General features: G+C 30.2%; 24 protein-coding genes, 3 pseudogenes and 1 riboswitch. Of the genes and pseudogenes, 18 read left to right on the top strand and 9 right to left on the bottom strand.

The features are described 5' to 3' along the window. Positions 1-54 precede the first annotated feature (54 nt). The 6 genes and pseudogenes from KM800_RS00530 to KM800_RS00505 all read left to right on the top strand — a co-directional run bounded on the left by KM800_RS00530 (position 55) and on the right by KM800_RS00505 (position 5286). Entirely contained in the window at positions 55-711 is a 657-nt protein-coding gene (locus KM800_RS00530) for a TetR/AcrR family transcriptional regulator (protein WP_217811322.1), read from the top strand. 3 nt (positions 712-714) lie between these two features. Beyond that, positions 715-1233, top strand: a complete 519-nt coding sequence (locus KM800_RS00525; RefSeq protein WP_217811321.1) for an RICIN domain-containing protein — start codon at positions 715-717, stop codon at positions 1231-1233. Further along, complete coding sequence (locus KM800_RS00520) at positions 1211-2143, top strand: SDR family NAD(P)-dependent oxidoreductase (RefSeq protein WP_217811320.1); 933 nt, start codon at positions 1211-1213, stop codon at positions 2141-2143. The genes KM800_RS00525 and KM800_RS00520 overlap by 23 nt, the downstream gene beginning before the upstream one ends. After that, complete coding sequence (locus KM800_RS00515) at positions 2140-2916, top strand: EFR1 family ferrodoxin (RefSeq protein WP_217811319.1); 777 nt, start codon at positions 2140-2142, stop codon at positions 2914-2916. The genes KM800_RS00520 and KM800_RS00515 overlap by 4 nt, the downstream gene beginning before the upstream one ends. A 130-nt stretch (positions 2917-3046) precedes the next feature. Then, positions 3047-3920: pseudogene (locus KM800_RS00510) on the top strand (AraC family transcriptional regulator). 124 nt (positions 3921-4044) lie between these two features. Continuing rightward, positions 4045-5286 (top strand): hypothetical protein, encoded by a 1242-nt coding sequence (locus tag KM800_RS00505; RefSeq protein ID WP_254906418.1) that lies wholly within the window; start codon positions 4045-4047, stop codon positions 5284-5286. A gap of 68 nt (positions 5287-5354) precedes the next feature. On the opposite strand, the gene KM800_RS00500 is transcribed toward KM800_RS00505, so the two are convergent. Continuing rightward, positions 5355-5891, bottom strand: a complete 537-nt coding sequence (locus KM800_RS00500; RefSeq protein ID WP_217811318.1) for a flavin reductase family protein — start codon at positions 5889-5891, stop codon at positions 5355-5357. 107 nt (positions 5892-5998) lie between these two features. Between KM800_RS00500 and KM800_RS00495 the strand changes: the two are divergent. Continuing rightward, positions 5999-6522, top strand: a pseudogene (locus tag KM800_RS00495) (LysE/ArgO family amino acid transporter). 15 nt (positions 6523-6537) lie between these two features. Here KM800_RS00495 and KM800_RS00490 read toward each other — a convergent pair. The 3 genes from KM800_RS00490 to KM800_RS00480 all read right to left on the bottom strand — a co-directional run bounded on the left by KM800_RS00490 (position 6538) and on the right by KM800_RS00480 (position 9092). After that, positions 6538-7368, bottom strand: coding sequence for a nitroreductase family protein (locus tag KM800_RS00490; protein WP_217811317.1), 831 nt, complete (start codon positions 7366-7368; stop codon positions 6538-6540). A gap of 3 nt (positions 7369-7371) precedes the next feature. Continuing rightward, positions 7372-8073, bottom strand: coding sequence for a nuclear transport factor 2 family protein (locus KM800_RS00485; protein WP_217811316.1), 702 nt, complete (start codon positions 8071-8073; stop codon positions 7372-7374). Between the two features lie 116 nt (positions 8074-8189). Continuing rightward, complete coding sequence (locus KM800_RS00480; protein WP_330655441.1) at positions 8190-9092, bottom strand: YafY family protein; 903 nt, start codon at positions 9090-9092, stop codon at positions 8190-8192. Positions 9093-9271: 179 nt separating this feature from the next. Between KM800_RS00480 and KM800_RS00475 the strand changes: the two genes are divergently transcribed. After that, positions 9272-9880, top strand: a complete 609-nt coding sequence (locus KM800_RS00475) for a VanZ family protein (RefSeq protein WP_217811315.1) — start codon at positions 9272-9274, stop codon at positions 9878-9880. 21 nt (positions 9881-9901) lie between these two features. Here KM800_RS00475 and KM800_RS00470 read toward each other — a convergent pair whose 3' ends face one another. Next, a complete protein-coding gene (locus KM800_RS00470; protein ID WP_217811314.1) occupies positions 9902-10891 on the bottom strand; it encodes an alpha/beta fold hydrolase in 990 nt (329 codons plus the stop codon). Between the two features lie 326 nt (positions 10892-11217). Here KM800_RS00470 and KM800_RS00465 point away from each other — a divergent pair, with 326 nt between their 5' ends. From KM800_RS00465 to KM800_RS00445, 5 genes and pseudogenes are all read left to right on the top strand, one after another. Next, positions 11218-12153 carry an ABC transporter ATP-binding protein gene (locus KM800_RS00465; protein WP_217811364.1) on the top strand — a complete coding sequence of 312 codons (936 nt, stop codon included), beginning with the start codon at positions 11218-11220 and terminating at the stop codon, positions 12151-12153. Continuing rightward, positions 12146-13306: an ABC transporter permease subunit gene (locus KM800_RS00460; RefSeq protein WP_217811313.1), complete on the top strand. Its 1161-nt coding sequence runs from the start codon at positions 12146-12148 to the stop codon at positions 13304-13306. Before KM800_RS00465 ends, KM800_RS00460 begins: the two co-directional genes overlap by 8 nt. A 58-nt stretch (positions 13307-13364) precedes the next feature. After that, on the top strand, positions 13365-14054 hold the full coding sequence (locus tag KM800_RS00455) for a response regulator transcription factor (RefSeq protein WP_217811312.1): 690 nt from the start codon (positions 13365-13367) through the stop codon (positions 14052-14054). Beyond that, complete coding sequence (locus KM800_RS00450) at positions 14038-15465, top strand: sensor histidine kinase (protein ID WP_254906416.1); 1428 nt, start codon at positions 14038-14040, stop codon at positions 15463-15465. Before KM800_RS00455 ends, KM800_RS00450 begins: the two co-directional genes overlap by 17 nt. Before the next feature lie 154 nt (positions 15466-15619). Further along, positions 15620-15701: riboswitch (ZMP/ZTP riboswitch) on the top strand. A 45-nt stretch (positions 15702-15746) separates the two neighbouring features. Then, positions 15747-16908: pseudogene (locus KM800_RS00445) on the top strand (phosphoribosylaminoimidazolecarboxamide formyltransferase). A 262-nt stretch (positions 16909-17170) separates the two neighbouring features. Here the strand turns inward: KM800_RS00445 and KM800_RS00440 are convergent. Continuing rightward, complete coding sequence (locus KM800_RS00440) at positions 17171-17959, bottom strand: amidohydrolase family protein (protein ID WP_217811311.1); 789 nt, start codon at positions 17957-17959, stop codon at positions 17171-17173. A 112-nt stretch (positions 17960-18071) separates the two neighbouring features. Here KM800_RS00440 and KM800_RS00435 point away from each other — a divergent pair, with 112 nt between their 5' ends. After that, positions 18072-18398 (top strand): winged helix-turn-helix transcriptional regulator, encoded by a 327-nt coding sequence (locus KM800_RS00435; protein ID WP_039652934.1) that lies wholly within the window; start codon positions 18072-18074, stop codon positions 18396-18398. A 96-nt stretch (positions 18399-18494) separates the two neighbouring features. Beyond that, the gene (locus KM800_RS00430) at positions 18495-19448 is read left to right on the top strand and encodes a MerR family transcriptional regulator (RefSeq protein ID WP_217811310.1); all 954 of its coding nucleotides are present in this window, start codon (positions 18495-18497) and stop codon (positions 19446-19448) included. A 38-nt stretch (positions 19449-19486) separates the two neighbouring features. Here KM800_RS00430 and KM800_RS00425 read toward each other — a convergent pair whose 3' ends face one another. The 3 genes from KM800_RS00425 to KM800_RS00415 form a co-directional block, all read right to left on the bottom strand. After that, positions 19487-19690: a helix-turn-helix transcriptional regulator gene (locus KM800_RS00425; RefSeq protein WP_039652938.1), complete on the bottom strand. Its 204-nt coding sequence runs from the start codon at positions 19688-19690 to the stop codon at positions 19487-19489. A 2-nt stretch (positions 19691-19692) separates the two neighbouring features. After that, the gene (locus KM800_RS00420; RefSeq protein WP_039652941.1) at positions 19693-20082 is read right to left on the bottom strand and encodes a hypothetical protein; all 390 of its coding nucleotides are present in this window, start codon (positions 20080-20082) and stop codon (positions 19693-19695) included. 126 nt (positions 20083-20208) lie between these two features. Continuing rightward, a complete protein-coding gene (locus tag KM800_RS00415) occupies positions 20209-20949 on the bottom strand; it encodes a nitroreductase family protein (protein WP_254906414.1) in 741 nt (246 codons plus the stop codon). 78 nt (positions 20950-21027) lie between these two features. On the opposite strand from KM800_RS00415, the gene KM800_RS00410 reads away from it, so the two are divergent. From KM800_RS00410 to KM800_RS00400, 3 genes are all read left to right on the top strand, one after another. Then, on the top strand, positions 21028-21354 hold the full coding sequence (locus tag KM800_RS00410; protein WP_217811309.1) for a winged helix-turn-helix transcriptional regulator: 327 nt from the start codon (positions 21028-21030) through the stop codon (positions 21352-21354). 193 nt (positions 21355-21547) lie between these two features. Continuing rightward, positions 21548-21715 carry a hypothetical protein gene (locus KM800_RS00405; RefSeq protein ID WP_217811308.1) on the top strand — a complete coding sequence of 56 codons (168 nt, stop codon included), beginning with the start codon at positions 21548-21550 and terminating at the stop codon, positions 21713-21715. Between the two features lie 227 nt (positions 21716-21942). Then, positions 21943-23781, top strand: coding sequence for an APC family permease (locus KM800_RS00400; RefSeq protein ID WP_217811307.1), 1839 nt, complete (start codon positions 21943-21945; stop codon positions 23779-23781). Positions 23782-23841 lie beyond the last annotated feature (60 nt).

Genomic DNA, 23841 nt, shown 5'->3' with positions numbered 1-23841 from the left:
AAAGGCGTTCATCTTTTCAGTCCTAATTTATTTCTTTTTTTGCTATTGACCGATATGGTTATTAGTATTACAATAACCATATCGGTTATTGTAGGAGGCGACGAGAGCATGAAATTAGACTTAACCAATTTTAATAAAATATCCACAGATAAACAAAAGATGGTCATCAATGCAGGTTTTCTATGCTTTGGGCAAAACGGTTATAACAAAACCTCGGTTGCAGATATTGCAAATGCTGCGGGAATATCTAAGGCTTCTCTTTTTCAATATTTTGGAAACAAAACAGATATGTATTTGTTCTTATATGATTTTGCCGGAAAAGAGGTAGCAGGTAGAATCACGAAAGGAACAGATGACTATTTTGAGTGTGCTGAAATGTATGTGAAAAGTCTTGCAGCAGCAAGCAATGACTATCCTAATTTATTTGATTTCCTGGTTCTTCAATCACAACGCAAGGATTTTTCAGAGGTCGAGGGCATTCTCGAAGTGGCTAACGAAGTCTGTGAGTTTAACACAAACACACTATATGACAAGGTAGACTGGAACAAGTTCAAAGAAGGTTTTGATAAGACAACAGTTCAAAATATTTTTAATTGGCTTTCAACTGGTTGCATTACTCAACTTTCGTTGGAAATGGAGCCGAAACTGGTTTTTGATGAAATGCTGAGATACTTGAAACTTTTGAAAAATTCAATGTACAAGGAGGATTAAATAATGATATGTATTATAATATTAATCGTGATAGAAACTCTTGTCCTTCTGGTACTTGGTATGCGAATGCTTCACGATACGCAGAAAAAGAAAATGCGCGGGAAAACATTTGCGATTCAAAATGTTGAAACGAATATGGATATTCGTGTTTATAACGCAGGCGTTTTGGATGAAACAAGAATTATCATTTATCCGCATCACAACTGGGAATGCATGACTTGGCAAATGGTTGAACGAGAGGATGACTCATATATGCTGAAAAATCTTTATACAGAAAAAGGCTTTGAAGCTTCTGGAAATCCTGCTGATGGAGTCAAGCTGTGGCAGCAGCCATTAAGCGGAAAAACATCACAAGCATGGATTTTTGAGAAAGTTGGTGAATGTCATCGTATTCGACTGTATAATACAGAATTGTATCTTACTGCACCGGAGAACAAGTCAAATACAGATGTGCTGCTCAAATCTTTAGAAGATTCTGATAAACAATTATGGAAGTTGGTTGCACAGCAGCCAATTATGTGAGGTGAAGACAATGAAAAAGAAAATCATACTTATTACAGGTGCATCAAGCGGCATTGGTAAAGAGACAGCATTGGCTCTTGCAAAGCAGGGACATAAGATTATAATCCACGGTAGAAATCCTGAAAAGACAAAAAAGGTTTATGAAACAATTATAAACGAAAATGGAAATAAAGACATAGACATGTACACAGCTGACCTTTCTTTAATGTCGGAAGTAAAAAAGTTTGCCAATAAAATCATTGAGCACTATGACCACATTGATGTTCTTGTAAATAACGCTGGAGGACAGTTTGGAGGCACACGAGAAGTAACAGCTGAAGGACATGAAAAAACGCTTGCAATAAATACTTTGTATCCATTCTTGCTTACAAATTTGTTACTTCCACTTCTTATGAAAAGCAAATCAGCAAGAATTGTTACCGTAGCAAGTGAGTCATATCGTCAAGGCGGGAAACCGATTTATGATGATATCGAGTTGGAACGAAATTACTCACTTTTCAAATCCTATGGACTTTCAAAGTTATATGTGTGGTGGATTATGCGCCAGTTTGCAACACGACTTAAAGAAAAAGGAATTAATAATGTAACAGTCAATACTGTTGAACCGGGGTCTGCTATTACTTCATTAGCAAGGGTGTCAATGAAGAAGCATCCTCTTATGTTAATTATATCAATTTTGTGGCTTCCTTTTATGCGGTCTGCTAAGTATGGAGCCAAGACTAGTATTTATATGGCTACTTCTGAGAATGCCGAAGGCGTAACGGGAAAATTTTACGGGAAGTGTAAAGAAAAGAACATAAATAAAAAATGGTTATCTGAAGAAGGCGAACAGAAAATCTGGGATTTTTGCATTCATGCCTGCGAGCCATATCTTACAAGGAATGAGATTTTAGAGGAGGTATCAGAATGATAACGTTATATTTTTCAGCAACAGGCAACAGCCTTACAGTTGCAAAGAAAATCGGTGGAGAACTTATCTCCATTCCTCAAGCAGTTAAGAATGATCAATATAAATTTGAGGATGATGTGATAGGACTTGTATTTCCAACCTATTGTTGCTATCCGCCAAAGATTGTAAGAGATTTTATGGCGAAGGCAAAGCTGAAGGCAGACTATTTGTTTGCCGTTGCCACTTACGGAAATGCTATGGGTAAAGGCGGAGACGGAAGTGAAATGCTTGAATTTGATAAGTTGGCAAAAGCTGCAGGATATAGTTTTTCATATTTGAATAGTATTTTAATGGTAGATAATTTTATCGATAACTTTGATATTGAAAAGGAAATCAAAAAAATTCCATCGAAAAGGATTGATGAGAATATTATTTTAACCATCGAGGATATTAAGAATAGAAAAACATATATCAAAAATCCGGGATTTATGGGAAAAATGATAACTGCAATATGTAAAGGTCTTGTGGCTTCACAGGATAAAGGACTTGCAGCACAAAAATTCCTTGTCGATGACTCATGTACCGGCTGTGCCACTTGTGTCAAGGTTTGTCCTTACGGAAATATAAGCGTCAGAGACGGCATCCCACAGTTTGGCACAAACTGTATGAGTTGTTATGCTTGCATTCACAACTGCCCACATAAAGCCATCCACAAGAAAAGCGAGAAAAGTGCGAAGAGATGGAGAAATCCAGAAGTCACGCTCAAGGAAATTATCGCAGCAAATTACCAATGATACATGAATTCCAATTTAATGCATAGATAATTTAATAACCTTTTTAGACAAGACAAAATATAACACAGAAAGTCGGGAATAACCACTTGAAAAGAAATAAGATATATTTACAGATATGGGGATGATGATTATGGGATGGATTGAAGGAATCGGTGAAGCTATCAACTATATTGAAGAGAATATCACTGAAGAAATCACAATGAAAAATATTGCAAAAAAAGCACTTATGTCTCCGTTCTATTTCCAAAAAGGCTTTGCAATGCTTTGTGGTTTTACAGTGGGAGAGTACATCAGACAACGGAGGCTTACCCTTTCCGGCAGGGAGCTTGTTTCTATTGATGAAAAAATCATTGACATTGCACTGAAATATGGATACACCTCACCGGATAGTTTCACAAGAGCCTTTACTCGATTTCACGGTGTCACACCCACTTCTGTTCGAAAAGATGGAGCAATGATTAAATCGTTTGCTCCTCTGAAAATCAAATTTTCATTGGAAGGCGGTTATATTATGGATTACAAAATTATTAAGAAAGATTCGTTTACTGTCATGGGCATATCAAAGGTGTTTAAATATGATAATGCAGCTACAGAAATTCCACAGTTTTGGACAGAGCATTATCAAACAGGAAAAGATAAATTTGTATGATGAGTTTGAATATTTGATTGCAGACAATTATGATCCATCCATAAAAACACCTAATGGTTTTCTTACAAAGATTATTCTTAAACATACGTGGGCTGTTTTTGCTTGTAAGGCTGCAATGCCGAAATCTCTGCAAGATGTGAACAGAAAAATCTTCTCAGAATGGCTGCCTAATTGCAAGGATTATGAAATTGCAGCAGGTTATAATATTGAAATGTACGCTGATATAGCTGATTATCCGCAAGGTAATCAATATGAGGGAAATAAACATGAAGAAGAAAAAAATATTTATAAATCTATCTATTATCTTTTCTTTGATATTTGTAGTGTTTTTGAATTCTACATCTTTTTTACCTAATAAAGTATCTGCTTCTACAAGTAACTTTCTTATTGTTCACAAAAGTGGCGAATTTAAAAATTATGTTTATACAAATCTTTATATTAAATAATAATATAGAGATATTTTGGTTAGGGGGATAACTTTGAGAATATTAAAAAAGGACAATAGATTTTACTTGATTTCAATGTTAACAGCATTGGCATTGTGTGTTTTATGGGTTGTATTTGTTAAAACTGTGCCTTATTCAGATTTTGATTATTATTATGATTTGGCAAAAAAGATCTCAGAAGGTGGAAGTTTTGGCGATACATATACGAGTGTAGGTTATTCCATTATACTGGGATTTATATTTAGTATTTTTGGAAAGGGCATTATCGTAGGAGAAATATTCAATTTAATTCTCACTGCTATAGGCTATTTATTAATGTACAATTTAATAAAAAAAATTAATATAAGCGAAACCGGTAAGAAAATGATTTTTATAATTTTTGTATTTTTCCCTGCAAATATTTTTTACAACAGTATTATTGGAGTTGAAATCCTCTTTACTATGCTGCTGCTTTTAATTACAAACATATACTTTTCGAATAACAAATTTAAATATGTTTTTATAGGTATTTTGGCAGGGGTTGAAAATATGATAAAACCATTTTTTATTGTATTTTTCTTTGTTATATTTTTAGTAGAAATAATTATTGATAAAAAGTTGTTGAAGCCAATGGTAAATTCCATGATAGTTCTCATCCTTACGTGTGTTGTTACAGCTCCAATGGTATATAGAAATACCAAGCTTGTGGGACAATTTACTTATGTGTCCAATAACAATGGCATAGTTTTGTATATAAACAATAATTCTCAAAATACAAAGGGAAGGTGGATGGCAGCAGCAGATGTTGAAAATTCCATAGTTTCAACTGACAAATATAAAGAAGCTAATATGACCCAGAAAAACAAGATGCTTTCAGCTGCAGCTAAAAAATGGATAAAAAATCATCCAAAACAATTTTTGATTTTAGGCTTCAAAAGGCTTTTCAATACGTATTTTGTAGGGGATGACATACTTTTTACCTACAATCGGGCAGGGATTGGTAGTGCTATTCAAAGTATGCTTTTGATTTATACAAACATAGTGAGAAATATAATATTTGTGCCCGGAATAATTGCGATTATATTATTTAGTATAAAAGTGCTAGAAATGCTTTTAAGGAGAAAAGAAAATGAAATAGATAGATTTAGTTTATATGCACTTGTGACCTTTTATATGTTTACATCAATGTATTTTATGACAGAGGGACAAGGAAGATATGCTTTCCCATTTATATTTATAGTTATATACTTTTTTTGTAGCTGGAGAAATATTTTTAAAATACCAGTTAAACATTAATAGTGTCTTGATAACTAATTATTTTAATTTAAGATTTAGTTTGTGAACTAGAAAAACTCCAAGATATACTATTCGATGATATAAGCACTAACAATTTCTCCATAATAAGCAGTATGAAAATCTTTGTTTGAACCATGAAATAAGCTGTCAACATTCTGTGGGTAAAATATAGTTTTGTTTTCTTCTGTAATTTCATTCTTATCTTGTTTTTGTTTGTATACAACCCTGCACTCAAGTGTTAAGGGAAGTTCTTTAATAGCAGGAACAGAAATACTAGTAGGTTCTTCAAGTGTCAAGTTAAGTGTTTTGATTTTATCAACTTCACGACCGGATTTTGTTCCACAAATCCCCAATATTTTTTTATCAAAATCTCCATGTGGTATGTTTATTGTAAATTCAGGATTTTCTTCAAGCTGATGTTTTGTAAAACGATTTTCTCTAACAAAAACTGTAAAAATCGGTTTTGACCATTCAATTCCAAGTGTGCCCCAGGAAATAGTCATAGAGTTTACTTTGTCATCTACCTTTGTGGTCAACAAAACTCCCGTTTTGACCGCTTCCATAATCTCCTTGGCATAATTAAATACTTCAATTTCTTTTTTCATAGTGTTATCCTCCTTAAGATTTCGTTGTCTCCATGATATACTAATATGCAATCAATAACAAGTATGTACTTTTTTGTAAGGTACTATCTAAAAGGAGAATTTGACTGTTGCAAGTTAAATATTTTTTACAGGGATTTTTATTTGGACTAGCTTATGTAGCTCCTATAGGATTACAAAATTTATATGTAATTAATACTGCAATATTAAAAAATAAGTCTGCTGTGTTTAAAACAGCTATTATAACAATATTTTTTGATATTTCACTTGCACTAGCATGTTTCTTTGGTATTGGATTTATTTTAGAAAAATTTCAAATTTTAAAAAATATAATAATGCTTTTAGGAAGTATATGTGTGATTTACATAAGCATATCTCTAATTAGAACAACTACGGATAAAATAGGTGAAACAAAAATAGATGATGAATCTATTTTAAAGATTTTTCAAACTTTTTTATAATAGGCACTTCGCTTGCTTCTTTTACCTGGTTTAGTTCAATATCACTTATAGTTTCTATTAATAAAAGTAGATTTAACGCCAAGATTTTAAAAATTATAAACTTAGTCTGTGGATTTGTAATGTTAATATACGGATTTAAATTAGCATATAATTTAATAGTAAATATTATTTAATATCTATTTAATATATTATTGCCATGAAATTTGTAATGTATTTCTGTCAACTAGCCGCCTAAAAATGTAAAGAGGATATCCTGCAATAATTGCACCGGTAATATTTTTGCTCTTAGGGATTTTTAAAAGCTTAAGTAGAGGTTGATAATTTGATTGGGCACAGTATTCAAACAATCCAGACCAACAAGTACCTAATCCTAGAGAAGGCGCATAAAGTTGAGCATAGGTAAGTGCAAAATGCGTATTGTCCCGGCCAAGAGAGGACATTTCTTTATCTGCCAAAGCAATAATCAGACAAGGTGCATTTCTAAGAATAGTATCTTTACCATTTCCCTTATATTGACGTATGGTATTCACTGTGTTTTTAGACCAGGGAGAATTCTTTAAGGCTCCATCTTTAAGGCTTTTTTCTGCCCAGTCTGCAATTACAGCTGTAATATTTTTTAAAGTATCAGGATCATCTACAACATGGTAAGATACTCCTTGTGAATTACAGGCAGTAGGTGCAAAACGAGCTATATCAAGAAGTTTTCGAATGGTTTCATGTGATATACGTTTTTTCCTATAAGAGCGAATTGAACGCCGTGCTCTAAGAAATTGGGTTGTTGTCTCAACATCAGGTATTAGTGATTTTTCAAGTAGAACCTGATTCTTGAGAGGAGCTCTACTGTTATCCAATGCACCATTTGGACAAACAGCTACACAGTGTCCACAGGCAATACAAAAATCATCAACAACTAAGGGACCATATTTTCCCATGCCAAGGGTTCCACGACAAACTCCTACACAAAGTCCACATTGTGTACACTTGTCATGATTAACTTGTATAAATATATTTTTATTCATCTATTATTTGTCTCCAGTATGAAGTATAATCTTGAGAGATTTTATTTTTCCTCCATCAAGAGAAAAATGAAAATCCATAGGAAGTGGACTTCCTTCAAAGTTACCAGAGAGTATAGCTGCAACTACAATAACGTTGTTTTGATTTGTACAATCAGTTATCTCAAGAGTTACATTTGCATCTCTATTGGCATTTAAAATATGATTACTAATTTCTATAGGTCCATGATAGTCAGTATCTTCATCATGTAAAACAGCATCTTCTTTAAAACATTCTTCAAGTAATGATACATCATAAATATCACATGCATGATAATATGTAGCAATTGGTGTTGGCAATATTATACCTTTGCAGTTGGAAGATATTACAATATGCAAAAGGCCTATTTTAGATTCTATTATGAAAAAGTGGAAATCTAGAAATAATGGATCAGGTAGTCCTGTTTTATCAAAATCTCCAGTTGCTATAGCCGTAACTACAATTCCTTTAATATCCTTTACTATATTGGTAATTTTGAGTCTCAGGTGATCTTCAAAATATGTTTGTTCACTCCATTTTTTTATTGCAGATTTTCCATGATATTTATTTCCTGCGTCAATAACAATAGCATCATCACTGAAGGTTGAGATAAATGTAACAGGATCATCCGTATTCGCGGTCTGGAAATGTGTCTTAATTACATCTGGCAATTGAAATTTATTTTTCATAATAATTCTCCTCTGAATATTTATTATGCTCGGCTTTAATAATACAAGAATTTCTGAGCATATTTTAATTATATAGAATATAACTTGACGACATTACGTCAAGTTATAATTGGTTATTAATGATATTTATTAAAAATTTTCTTTGCTTTATATTGAATAATATTACGCAGCTGTTGAGGTTCAATTATATCAATATCATCTCCAAATGACAGCAGATATCCAATCAACCATTTACTTTCAGGGAAAGAAGCATCTATGGTAAAGGAACCGTCTTGATTTTTAATAATTTTTTCCTCACTAAACTCATCATATACTCTATAAGCACTATTGGAAGATATTTTCAACTTCATATCAATCATTTTTTGAGAACTTTTTTGATGATTTTTTTTGATTCTCTCCAATCTTCTGGTGAAATGATAATCAGTTACTTTAATATTTGACATACGTGAAATTTTAAATGTTCTGTATTCATTTCTATACAAACAAAATCCATAGAGATACCATGTATTTGCTTTGAAAAGAAGCTTTACCGGTTCAACCTTTCGGGTGCTTTTTCTACCAGAGTTGTTTATATATTCAAATTCAATTATCAAATAGTTAAGTATGGCATTTTTTAGAGTAGTAAATTTATATATTTGATCTTTATTGCTGCCCCAGGGTGAAGGGTCTACTTCAATCCAGTTAACTATGTTTTTATTAAATAAGCTGCTTAACTTTGAAAGTATTTTATTTTTTCCTGGATTTGGTGTTAAACTTAGACTTTGCAGAGCGAACAATATCTCATTTTGCTCTTTTTCTGAAAGAATAGATTTATTGAGTACATAATTATCTAATAGAGCTATACCACCACCCTTTCCCTGGTTTGTGTAAATCGGTATCCCAGCTGAAGAAAGTATATCAATATCTCGATATATTGTTCTTACTGATACTTCAAAATACTCTGCTAGTTTACCTGCTGTTACTATTTTTTTATTAAGAAGAATGTATATGATTTCAAATAATCTGTTAATCTGCAACATTATCGCCTCACTTATACTATAGAACATATAACTTGACAATAGTATGTCAGATTATATATTTTTTCATATATTATAATGGCAATATATTACACGAGATTATATAATTTATTTAAAATGTAATTTAATGTTATTTACACAAACACCAAAAATAGATTTATAAAATAAGAAGGGGGAAGATTATGAGAAATCTTATAATGTTTATAATACCAATTTTCTTAGTAGCTATATTGAATATTATATTGAAGAAAAATAGCAGTAAGCTTGGAAAGAAACTATTATGGCAGCATTACTTATTCGGGTATCTTTTATTATTCTATCTTATGATTAATTTAGTATCAGTGGTAGGTGTTCCTTCTTGGTTTGAATGGAAACTAAGTTTAAAGCTAGGACAACCAATATTTCATACTAATAATATGAATTTAGTGCCTTTTAAAGATGCATTGGATACTACAAGTATATTTAATATTATACTATTTATACCTTTTGGATTACTTTTGCCAATTCTGTGGGATAAATACCGTAAATTATTACTAACATTTTGTTATGGATTCATCTTTTCTCTTATTATTGAAGTAAGCCAATTATTTACAAGAAATCGTACTTGTGACATAAATGACTTGATTTTTAATACTTTAGGAACTGTATGCGGCTGGTTGATTTTTAATGGCTTTAGAAAGATTTTTTACAAATTAGCTAATAAAACAGTGGTTAATAGCAATACTTCTATTAGTAAATTAGAACCACATTTATACATAGTGATTGCTTTTGTATATGCTTTTTTTGCATAATATTAGAATATTGTTTATCAATTAAATATCTTTTGAAAATTCATTATTAGCGATATTACGTATTCGATTCATAGTTTTATAGAAAATAATTGGTTCTTCAATATGAGGTGCATGTGAAGAATGCTTAAACCAAATCAACTCTTTTAGTGGAGCCTCCAATTGATTATAATATTTATCTACTAATTCAAAAGTAGACACATAATCATATTGCCCAGTTAGAAAAAATACTGGTATCTTGATTTGCGGAATTTGATTAAGCAAATCTACATTGTCAGACCACCCCCATAGATTTTCAGCTGAAAAATAAAGTCCTTTTTTATAAAGTACTTTATTTAATGGAAAAATTTTATTTGAAATTATATAATTAAATATCATATAAAAATTAATTTTTCTGTGGTTACCTTTTCCTAGTTTGTACAACCACTGTCTTTCATTATGTATTCCATTTCTTCCATTGCAATATAAACCATCCTCCATTCGTGCTATTGTTGTTAATTCTTCTATTGCTTGATTATTCTTATGCTTTCGAGCTATCTCAAGGGTATAGTTATATGAAATTTGCTCGTTCAACCTGCCATTTACAACTTGTGCAATTCCGATATAAGCATAAAAATTATCAGGATATCTGTCTACTGTACTTATTCCTAAGAAAGAACCCCATGAATGGCCTACTAAAAAAATTTTATCCTTATTAAATTCCTTCTTCAAATATTCCACTAATTCATTTGTATCAGCTAACAGTTGTTTAACATTTATTGATTCTTTAGTAACTTCATTTGTATATGAATTTCCCGCACCACGCTGGTCCCAGTTAACAATGGTAAATATCTTTTCAAGTTGAGGATCATAATATCTGCATACTGCTCCCGGTCCTCCATGTAAAAAAAGCATTATAGGATTGGAAATATTTCTACCTCTGATAGAAATCCATTGACCTACTCCACCTAACTGAATTATTTTAGTTATATTAATATTTTTATTGAGTTTCTGTAATCCTAAATATTTTAACATCTCAATGCCTCGCAATAATATTAGTTTTGATATATATAATTAAATAAAGTTAATGCTAGTTTATAATAATTTACAACTGTGAATTAAATAATAAGTAAATTATATCATTATCTATTTTTTGTCTTAGAGTGGGTTTTATTAACTTATATTATTCTATAATAAATAAATCATATCTTTTTTATTAAATTTTCAAGCAATAATTTTATTCTGTTTAATTTATAATAATATCTACCTTTTGTAATAAATTTATTTTTTCTTTATTTTTACTATACTTTTATTATATTTTTGACTTTTATAATGAATATAGAATAAATGTTTAAGAGGTGATTAAAGTGAATAATAAGGTTCTGGAAGTAAACCATATTTCTAAAAAACGTGGCAGAAAAAAAGTGTTGGATGACATCAACTTTTCTATAAGTAAGGGTGAAGTATGTGGTTTTGTAGGTAGAAATGGTGCAGGCAAGACCACATTGATTAAAATTATAACAAGTATGTTGATTCCCGATGAAGGTGAAGTAATAATTTGTGGAAAGAATCTCAAAACTGAAAGAGAAAAAGCTCTAAAAAATATTGGAGCGGTAGTAGAAACGCCTGTGATGTACGGATATATGACAGGAAGGCAAAACCTAAATTATATATCAAGTGTACTTGATGGTATAACAAATAATGAAATAGAAGATGCTATAAAATTTTCAAACTTAGGGAACAAAATTGATGAGAAAGTAAAAAAATATTCTCTAGGTATGAAACAAAGGCTGGGGCTTGCAGAAGCACTGATGGGGAATATATCATTATTAATATTAGATGAACCTACAAATGGACTGGATCCAATGGGAGTTTTTGAACTTAAAAACACTATAAATACACTGGTTAAAGAAAAAGAAGTAAGTATTTTCATATCTTCACACATATTAAGTGAAATAGAAAACATATGTTCAAAGGTTGTATTTATAGATGATGGAAAAGTTATTAGTGTTCAAGAAATAGATGATAAAGAAAAGTCTAGCAGTGAAAAAAATATGTTTATAAAAACTAATTTACCACGAAAATCATCAGAAATTATTCAAAGTATTTCCCATGTAAAACTATTAAAAGTAAAAAATGACGGTATTTCAATTTTAATAAATACTGAATCACATGACATTTTTGAAGTATTAAAAAAATTACATGATTCTGGAATAAATATAGAAGGTTTCTTTGAAATAAAACAAAATTTAGAAGATAAATTTATAAAAATGATGGGAGAAAATAGTGATGAGTAAATATATATGCCAGGAAATTAAAAGAGTCATAATTAAAAAGAAGCTTTTGCTTATTGTTATTCTTATTATTGTAGCAGGATTTGGTTTAATAAATGTTTCAAAGAAAAAAACTTTGGATGTACAAGTTCAAAACGACAAAGCACTTCTCAATAATCAAAAAATTGGCATGGATAAGGCTGATAGTGAAATAAGAAAGGCGGACTTTTCCAAGGATATACTGGAAACTGAAAAAGAAATAAAAGACAAGGAAGAACAGTTGAATCAAATAAATAATTATGATAAATCAAAATTAGATGAACAGATTCAAAAATTGGAAAAAGAAAATAATCCTAAAAACGAGTACAAGTTACTTCAATTAAGATATGAAAAAAAATACAATATAGAAAAAAACGAGTTGACACCAAAGGGAATGTACGCAGCTACGGAAACTTTAATGGATTTTATACCACTTTTTATACTTATTACTATTGTACTATTATCTGATATGGTGTCTGGAGAATATTCTCCTAATACAATTAAGGCCTTAATTACCAGACCTATTCCGAAAAAAAAGATTATAATATCCAAATTTATTGTTTCAATAGTTTTAAGTACAGGCACTATAATTACAAGTGCAATAATATTTGTGTTGGAAGCTGGAATTCATTTAGGCTTTTCAGACTCTAGATTACCTTTTGATGTAGGTGCAAAATATGTTTTAGACAAATCAATGACATTGAGTTCAATAACCTCACAAATGAAGTATGTAAGTGGAAGCATATCAATAATTCCCCTTTGGATTGCAATTATTGAGTTGATATTAATTGTAATAGCTATTTCAGCAGCCATTGTATCGATAATATTGTTTATATCAACCATTTGTAGAAATCCACTTATTTCATCAATTATCAGTTTTATATTAATTGGAGGAGCAACAATTTGGTACATGTTAGGATTTATGGGGAGATACCTTGTATCGGCCAAATATGGAGTATTCGTAAAATTTTTGCCTATACCATATATGATTGATAGTATTGGCACCTTAAGTGGAGATATCTCTATGCAACTTGCAAGTCGTATAAATATATTCTTTGTTTTTATGGTATGTCTAGGATGGATTTTGATTAATGCATTCTTAAGCACCTATACTTTTGAAAAAAGGGACTTTGACTAGTTGATTTTCTAATATGCCCTAAATAAAAAATGATATAATTTTGAATGGGGTGATGGTTATGAAAGAAAATATATTGATAATAGATGACGACAAAGATATAAGAGAAATGCTTATAAATTATTTTTCTAAAGAAGGTTATGTCATGCAAGCTGCATATAACGGAGAAGACGGACTTCGGGTTGTAAAATCAAAACCGATCTCTTTAATACTTCTAGATGTTATGATGCCTAAAATGGATGGTTATACAATGCTAATTAAGCTCAGAGAGTTTTCAAGCATACCTGTTATACTACTCACTGCAAAAGACCAGCAAATAGACAAAATAAAAGGATTTATCGATGGTTGTGACGATTATATAGTAAAACCATTTGATTTTACAGAACTTTCATTAAGAATTATGGCTATACTCAGAAGAAGTAACATTAGTCATGCAGTGAAAAATCATATACTCAAGGTTAAAGATATTGAAATCAATACTTTAGAACATACAGTAAAAAAAGACAACTTAGAAATAATATTAACTCCCAAAGAATATGAAATTTTATACACATTGTCATCAAATAAAGGCAGGGTGTATTCAACCAGGGTGCTTTATGAAATGCTATGGAAAGATACATTTATGGAAAACGACAATACTGTCACAATGCATATTAAAAATCTGAGGAATAAACTAGGTGACAGCGTTAAGAATGGCAAATATATAAGAACTATCTGGGGAGTTGGTTATAAAATTGAAAATAATATTTAAACTTATTATTATTGGCATAGTACTATTTTCTATGATTATTGGAATAAAATCAAAAAGAATATTTAAGCTTAGGAGTGAATTGGTTTTTTCTGCAATTATTTCTGCAATTATATCACTCATAATTGTAATTTTTTTAAAGGAGGATGTTTTAGGAGCATTTTTAAATAATTATAAGAATACTCCTATGTATATACATAAAGAGATGATTTCTGAAATTGAACATACTTTAAAAAATATAAGTATTAGTAATCAAAGTAAATTACAGAAATATATGGATGAACAATATAATATGTCATATTATATTTTTGTGGTAAAAAAAGATGGAAAGGTAATAGCTGCAAATAATAGAGAAATTAAAAATGTAGATATTCATGAAATTTTAGACGGGAAAAAAACATTTAAATTTTTAAATACTGGAAGAGATAACTTGATTAAAATAACCAGATGTGATTACTTAAAAGATGGATATTATTTATATTATATATATATAGGTTATGGAGAATCAGATAATGGAAACATTGTAGGTATAATATGGGCTGTAACTTTCTCAATTATTTTTTTCTTGCTCATATGGAGACGTATATCCTATATATCTAAAATAAAATCAACAGTTAGCAATATTACAGAAGGCAATTTATCCAATCGTGTCCCATTAAGATACAAAAATGAATTAGGTGAACTTGCCGAAGACATAAATTACATGGCTTCAAAAATTGAGAAAGAAGAAAAAAATAAAAACGAATTCATGACCAATATATCTCATGACTTGAGAACTCCATTAACTACTATCCTTGGATATATAAATATGATTAAAAATAACAAGTATGGATCAAAAGATGAACTTAATAATTACGTTGACATAATGAATAAGAAAGGTATTTATTTAAAAAACATGCTGGATGATTTTTTTGAATACTCAAAGCTCTCTTCGAGTGATATCATACTTGAAAAACAGAAACTTGAGTTAAATGAACTTGCAAGACAGATAGCTGAAGAAGAGGAAGACGAATTCACACAAAAAGGATTAAAACTTTCCATTAAGCTGCCGCAGGAATCTATTTATATTGAAGCAGACCCAGATTTACTTTTAAGGGCAGTGAATAATCTTTTAAGTAATGTACTTAAATATTCCAAAGAAAATACAGTTGTTGAATTTAATATTAGCAGAGAAACTTTTAATAATGCACCTTATGCAGTACTTTCAGTATCAAACATTCCTAATGATCCAATTTCAAATGATGATTTAGAAAACTTTTTTGAAAGATTATATAAAAAGGACTTATCCAGACAAAAAGAAGGCAGCGGTTTAGGCTTATCGATCGTTAAAAACATAGTAAAACTTCATGGTGGATTTGTAAAAGCCTATAAACAAGATAATAGATTAGTATTCAATATATATTATCCATGTTAAACTATATAATTCGTAAATACATAAATTTCTAATATTGTTCATAATCCAATAAATAAAATTGATATTAAAGAAGTAAAAACTGTAACTTAATATTAAATTATAATAATTTATGCTTGATGTTATAATATATATAAATTATAATTGAATTAAATATCAATAATCATGCAACTGGCGAAAATGGAGTTTACCATTGGGAGCATGATTAAACAAAAATATCGACCGCCTGGGTAAATAATATATTTATCCAGGCGGTCTTTTAATTTATTTTGGAGGTTGAATTTATGAAAAATTGTGAAATAATACTCAAATACGGATGCAATCCATATCAAAATCCAGCAAGAATATATAATAAGAATAAAACAATGCCATTTAAGATTTTAAATGGTACTCCAGGTTATATTAATTTTATGGATGCATTTAATTCATGGCAATTAGTAAAAGAATTGAAACAGATATCTGGACTAACAGCGTCAGCTTCATTTAAACATGTAAGTCCGGCAGGAGCTGCAATAGGAATTCCTTTAAATGATATATTAAAGAAATCATATTTTGTTGAAGATATAGAATTATCATCTACAGCTGCCGCATATGCAAGGGCTAGAGGGGCAGATAGGATGTCCTCATATGGTGATTGGGCTGCTATAAGTGATACTGTTAATGATTTTAAGCAAATCTGTTTCTGATGGAATAATTGCTCCAGGATATACAGATGAAGCACTTAAACTTTTACTTAAAAAGAAAAAAGGAAGATACTGCATTATTCAAATGGATTGGAACTATGAACCTGAAAGAATGGAAAGAAGAGAAATATACGGTATGGTATTTGAACAAAAGAGGAATGATGTGAAAATAAAAGAAGAAATGCTTAACAATATAGTAACCAATAATAAGAATATAACAGAATCTGTAAAACTAGATATGCTTGTTTCAATGATTGCATTAAAATATACTCAGTCCAATTCAGTTTGTTTTGTTTTAAATGGTCAAGTAATAGGCGTTGGTGCGGGACAACAATCACGTATACATTGTACAAGACTAGCTGCCTCAAAGGCAGATATATGGTATTTAAGGCAGCATCCGGCTGTGCTTAATTTGCCTTTCAAGAAAAATATTTCTAGACCAGAAAGAGACAATGTTATAGATCAATACCTTAGAGATGATACAACCATAATGGAAATGAAAGGATGGAATAATGTGTTTGAAGAAATGCCCAATAGACTGACAAAGGAGGAAAAAGCTGAATGGCTTTCTAGTTTAAACGGAGTCACATTGGGTTCTGATGCATTTTTCCCATTTAGAGATAATATTGATAGAGCATCTCAAAGTGGTGTAAAATATATTGTTCAACCTGGTGGGTCGCTGAGAGATAATATAGTAATAGATGCATGCAATGAATATAATATGGTTATGGTATGTTCCAATTTAAGATTATTTCATCATTAAAAATATAGAAAAATTTGCTTCTAATAGAATTTTAACTATAGTATAATTAGTAAAATAGGATTAATTATGATTAATTATTAAGTTCCATAAAAGATTAGATGAACAATTTTCTAATAATATGAGGCAGTAAATTATTATAAACTATATTTAAATAAATTTTTGTACATATAAATACATATTTTAAAAATAAATCGCATTAGATATAGCAAAAAACAGTTATTGTATTTATATTTAATGCGATTATTGAAAATAAACCCGATAATCAAATTTCAAGCAATTGAGCTATATTTTCTCCCAATACTGCTCTGGCAATGGATTGAGATTCGGCAACTTTTAATATGGCTTCTATAGACAATGCAAGGTCACCAAAAGGCCTGTCTACTCCAAAAATACATTTATCAGGCAATTCATTAATTAAAGTCCTTAAAACAAATGTGGAATAATAAGCAGAGGTATCAAGAAATAAATTGGGAATTTCTTTTACTATGTCCATTGTTTCAAGCCAGTTAACTCCACCTAGATGTCCTAGAATAACAGGGTTAGCAGGATATCTGCGTGCAAAATTGGATATTTCTTTAATATCCTGAAATGTAAGTGGGAGAAAAGCATGTACCCAAATTGGAAGATTTCCAAATTCACTTGAAGCTTTGAAAATATTTTTTAGAAGATAAACTTGACCACTTCCTAGAGTAAATTCACCCATTCCAACTAGGTGATTTTTTAAAATATTATCATTGATGTACTGTTTTGTAGTATTTAAATCCAAATTTGGAGGAACAGCACCGAATCCAATATAACGGCTGGGATATAGCTTAATAGCTTTTACCAATTCTTTAATTGATTTCTTGCGCATTTCTGTCATATTTCCTTTTTTACCAGCAAGCAAATCATGAAGATATTGCATTGAAGCCTTAACCTCTTGTGCATTTGCAGCCATTTCAGGGTGAAAGGATGTAGAAAAGAGTACTGTCTTGTCTACACCAGAATTGTCCATGTCTTTTATATGTTCTTCAACAGGTAAAGTAAGGTGTGAATGTCCGTCAATAATCATAAATATCATTCCTTTATTAATTTATTTTTACTATAATCAATTATATATGATATAAATATAATTAATAGTATGCACTTTTTTGTACTATACTTTCAAAAAGGAGAGTAATTATATGAAAGAGAAACTTTGCTATGTAGGAAATAGAGAACCCTTTGAATATACTTTGTCCATTATAAGCGGAAAATGGAAATTGAAAATAATTTATTTGCTTGTATGCATGGGCACTGTAAGATATGGTGTTCTTAAAAGGAATATTGATGGAATAACTCACAAGATGCTGAGTTCACAGTTAAAAGAATTACAAAATAAAGATATTATACTAAGGAAACAATATATGGAAATGCCTCCAAAGGTAGAATATTCTCTTAGTAAAAAGGGAGAAAGTCTTATTCCTATTGTAAAAGCCATGTGTAAATGGGGTGAAGAGCATAATGATTAATCAAGAATACTCAAAAAAGTTGTTGACTTGTACCTTACAGACACCCTTATACTTAAATTAAGGTTGGCTAATTTGTTAATTTTGGAGGTGTTGTTTATGAATATTAAAATTGCAGCTGAAAGGACTGGATTGACCAAAAAAGCTATCAAATATTATGAAAGTGAAGGATTAATTAATCCTTCAAAAAATAGTTCTAATAATTATAGAGAGTATACAGATAATGATATTGTAAAACTTAATTTGATTGGTGCATTAAGAGTTATAGACATACCAGTAAGTGAAATAAAATGCTTGATAGATGGCAATAAGAGTTTTCCGGATATTATGAAGGATACACTGGATAAGATAACAGAAACTATTAGCAATTTAGAAAAAAGCAAACTTATTATTTCTAGTATTATTAATAAAGATTTACAGGATTATAGTACAATTGGTAAACAAGTAAGAAAATTAAGAGAGACCTTGGAATTTTCCATATCTCAAAAGAAAGAATTTATTTCTACTAGATTGCTGAAAATTTTTCCCGGAAACTTTGGAAAGATATTTGTGAACTCCTATGAGCCTTTTTTAAATATTACTGTGGACAGTGACGAAAAAAAAGATGCATGGGTGAAACTTGTGGAGTTTTTGGATGATTTAAATGAGGTTGATAACACCCAACCATTTATAAAACTTATGAACAGTATAGATGTCAATAAAATAGAAGAACATAGACAAAACTCTAAAGAAGATATATTGAAAAATTTAAATAATAATATTTTTATTGAAAAAATTAAAAAACAATATATAGAATTTATAAAATCTATGAATGAAGATGAGGAAAAGAAAAAAATGTTTGGTAAGTCAGTGTCTCAAACAATGGATATGTTTAATTGCCTTGGAGCAGATGAGAACATTTTTGATAAATATTTAGAAATACTAAATGAAGATTATAAACAATACAGACGGATAGTTAAAAAATTTATGGGTGATATAGATGAAGAGCTGAAAAAAGAGTTTGGATTTACCTCAAAGGAGTTTCTCGAAAATCTAAAAACTGCAGAAAATTAAAATTCCAAATAGGGATTACATGGCTAATCCCTATAAAATTAATCTTTAAACTTAAATAACTCTTCAACAGTAGTATTGAATATTTTAGCAATGTCCATTGCGAGCTTTAGTGATGGATTGTATTTCCCATTTTCCAAATGGACTATAGTCTCTCGTCTTACACCAACTAATTCAGCTAGTTGGCTTTGCTTCATTCCTGAATTTTCTCTGTATTCTTTAATTTTAGTTGTTAATTTCGGCATTATTAAAACCACCTTGAATCCAGTAAGCAAAATATAATGCTGCGTAATATACCAATTATACATAGAGTAATTACTATTATATATCCCATGGTAATTGAATTTATATTAATAAATAAGCATGGCAGAAATATAATACCGAAAAAAACATAGGTTAATTTGAAGCAAATGGCATCTGTTTTATTCAGAATTTTACTGGCATATTCATCAAATATGTCACGATTTTTACCTATTATATGAAGAATCAAAAGCATACATGCTAAAATAATATATTGTGAATATGCAAATAATGGGTGATACTTCATTTTAACACTCATCCAATACAATACAACTAATAATAATGCAGGGATGATTTTTGAAATCATCCATATTTTTAAACTAATCTTCTTTTTCATCATATTACCTCCAAAGTGATATATTTATAACCTATGTTATAAATATATCACTTTGAAAATATATAGTCAATTATTTCTATATTAAGAATTTACCTTTATAAGATATAGGAAAAGTTTTTTTAATAATTATAATGGTATGTCCCAAATGGATAATTTTCTTATTGGATTTGGATCTTCATCTGGGTAACCTATAGTCAACAGACTTACAAATTTTATACTTTCATCCCAATTGAATAATTTCTTGATTTTTTTATCATTGGTTAGTCTTAACCAGAAGGTACCAAGCCCAAGTTCTACAGCCCTCAATACAATGTGCTCAATTCCAATTACGGCATTGAAACAAACTTCTAAAGTTAATTTTTTAAGATCCATATTTTTAAGACTGGTATTTCTTGATTTAATAGTTTTATAGAAATGCTTATTGATAATATCGAGATTATATAATTCTATGTTACCAATTGAAGAACTTGGAGCATAGCCTTTTGTATCTGCACAGCATACAAGAACTAGTGAAGCTTTTGCAACATGTTTTTGATTGAATGAAATTTTAGATAAGAATTTTTTAGTATTTTTATCTTTAACTACTTTAAAGCGCCAGGGTTGAGAGTTGCAAGCAGATGGGACAAGCCTGGCACAGTCAATTAAGTCATATATTATTTCGTCGGGAAGAGTTTTATTTTTATATTTGCTTATCCTGTAATAAAGCACATATCCTTCATAAATGGCAAATGCTTTTCTAGCTGCCATATTAGTCTTATCTTTTATTAATCTAGATATTTGTAAAGAGTTTGAAAAAATATCTATTATTCCATTGATTTCATTTGTGTATGGATTGGGTAAATTATTTTCAATAAATGATATATCCAAACTTAATACAGTTATTGTACAGCCAAAGTAATTATATGCACTTTTTTGTAGTATACTTTCAAAAAGGAGAGTAATTATATGAAAGAGAAACTTTGCTATGTAGGAAATAGAGAACCCTTTGAATATACTTTGTCCATTATAAGCGGAAAATGGAAATTGAAAATAATTTATTTGCTTGTATGCATGGGCACTGTAAGATATGGTATTCTTAAAAAGAATATTGATGGAATAACTCACAAGATGTTGAGTTCACAGTTAAAAGAATTACAAAATAAAGATATTATACTAAGGAAACAATATATGGAAATGCCTCCAAAGGTAGAATATTCTCTTAGTAAAAAGGGAGAAAGTCTTATTCCTATTGTAAAAGCCATGTGTAAATGGGGCGAAGAGCATAATTCTTAAAAAATATAAACTTCCCATTGCAATGTTGATAATATTTAAGCTATTAGCAATTATACTTTGGATTTTACTAGATAATATTTTCTATTTATTTAATTTTTCCTATATAGGAAGTATTATTGTTTTTGGTATGTTATTTTCTGTTAGAAAATATAAATATGCACGTCTTATAATTAAATTTGGAGTAGGAATTTATATGTTCTTTTATCTTGGAATAATCTCCAATGAAAATATGAATATAGAAGGATTTTGGTATTATTTGTTCTTGGGAGTATTCCAGGCAGCAGTTGTTCACTATGTTGTTGCCAAAATTTTGAACCGTTTATTTTTGGTAGGGGATGGTGCAGCTGGTTATACATGCTAGAATAGAGTTCCATGCAATACTTATTGTATGGAACTTATTTTATATCATGTATAAAGGGAACTTTGGGAAAACGATTCAAAATAGCTAAAAGCAGATATATAGACAATAATTTCATGATAAATAAATTTTCAAGTCCTCAATGATGGTTTTTAAGTAGAATTAAGGTATTTTTTGAAATTGTAGTACAAGTTATCTTGATATATAATCAATCATTAGAGGTGGGACTTATGTTTGATAGTATTAAAAAATTTTTAATTGGAAAATCCCTTAAGACAGAACAGCTTAAATCGCAAAAATTCAATATATTCTGGGGCCTGCCACTTTTGTCCAGTGATGCAATATCTTCAGTAGCATATGCAGGTCAGGAGATACTCTATGTACTTGTTCCTGCAGTAGGATTTATGGCATTTACCGATATGGTACATGCAGTACTTATGGTTATACTCCTGCTGTTCATACTTATATTTTCATATAGACAAGTTATTGACTCCTATCCACAGGGCGGCGGAGCCTATATAGTTGCACAGGACAATCTGGGAGTTACGCCAAGTTTGATAGCAGCAGCGGCTTTGTGTATAGATTATATTTTAACTGTTGCAGTTAGTATTTCAGCTGGTGCCGCTGCAATTACTTCTGCATTTCCAGAGTTACTTCCATATAATGTGGTTATATGTATTTTGCTAATAATTTTAATGACTATAGGCAATCTAAGAGGTATTAGTGAATCTGCAAAAACTTTTGCCATACCTCCATATTTGTTTATTATTATCTTAGTTATAACTATTGTATGTGGATTTGTAAAATACAATATAATGGGGATTCATCCGCAGCCAATTTACAAGATACCAAACTTTACAAATACACTTTCGCTGTTAGTGTTTTTAAAAGCTTTTGCTGCAGGTTGTACAGCACTTACCGGAGTTGAAGCTGTAAGTAATGGAGTACCTAATTTTAAAGAACCGGCGCAGAAAAATGCAAAAATCGTATTGTTGCTTTTAGGTTGCGTTTCACTTGTATTGTTTGGAGGAATTTCATATCTTTCTACAATATACAAGGCTGTTTATAATCCCGATATGACTGTAATGGCGCAGCTGGGAATTCAGATATTTGGAAAGGGAGTCATGTTCTATATTATTCAGGCATTTACGGCTTTGATATTGGTTATGGCTGCGAATACTTCATATAATGGATTCCCTATTTTACTTTCAATAATAGCAAGGGATGGATATGTTCCAAGACAATTTTCAAAGAGAGGATCAAGACTTAGCTATTCAAATGGTATAATGTTTTTATCTTTTATAGCTGTGATCCTAATTATATGTTTCAAAGGGGACAACCATAGATTATTGCCACTTTATGCAGTGGGGGTTTTTGTATCATTTACAATTGCACAAACTGGTATGGTTTTGAAGTGGTTCAAGAACAAAAGTGGTTCATGGAAACACAAGGCAGTAATTAATTTAATCGGTGCAATAATTTCATGTGTTACAACTATAGTCCTAGGTGTTACAAAATTCAAGGAAGGTTCATGGATTGTATGTATGTTAATACCGATTTTGGTGTTTATAATGTGGAGAATCAAAGCACACTATAATGTAGTTGCATCTGACTTGAAACTTGACTGGTCCCAAAAGCCAAAGAATATAGATCGCCATAAACAGAGAAATTATATGATAATACCTATTGATTCACTTAACAAATCATTTTTAAAGTCGTATAATTATGCGAGAAATTTTACTGATGATATAATAGTCTTCCATGTATCGGTAAATGAAGAGGCAACTAAAAAATTGCTTTCAGACTGGGAGGAATATGGAATAAAAATCCCTATAGTTGTAAGAAAATCACCTTATAGAAATTTAATAGGTCCTATTATAAAATTTGTAGAATCTGAAGAATTTGAAGTAATGCCTCAAGACACAATAACAGTTGTAATGCCGCAGCTTGTCGTAAAGAGATGGTGGCAAAATATTCTCCATAATCAAACTTCTCTATTTATAAGGAGTACATTATTAAAGAAAAGGAATATAGGATTGATTACATTGCCATATATAATAAGCAAATAAGAAAAGAAATATATTATAAAATGTTAAAAGGGACTGTCGCACTAATTTTTTAGTATGGCA

The sequence above is a fragment of the Clostridium tyrobutyricum genome, from assembly GCF_019144085.1.
GTDB classification, from domain to species: domain Bacteria; phylum Bacillota; class Clostridia; order Clostridiales; family Clostridiaceae; genus Clostridium_B; species Clostridium_B tyrobutyricum_A.
This window is presented reverse-complemented; position numbering and strand designations above follow the sequence as displayed.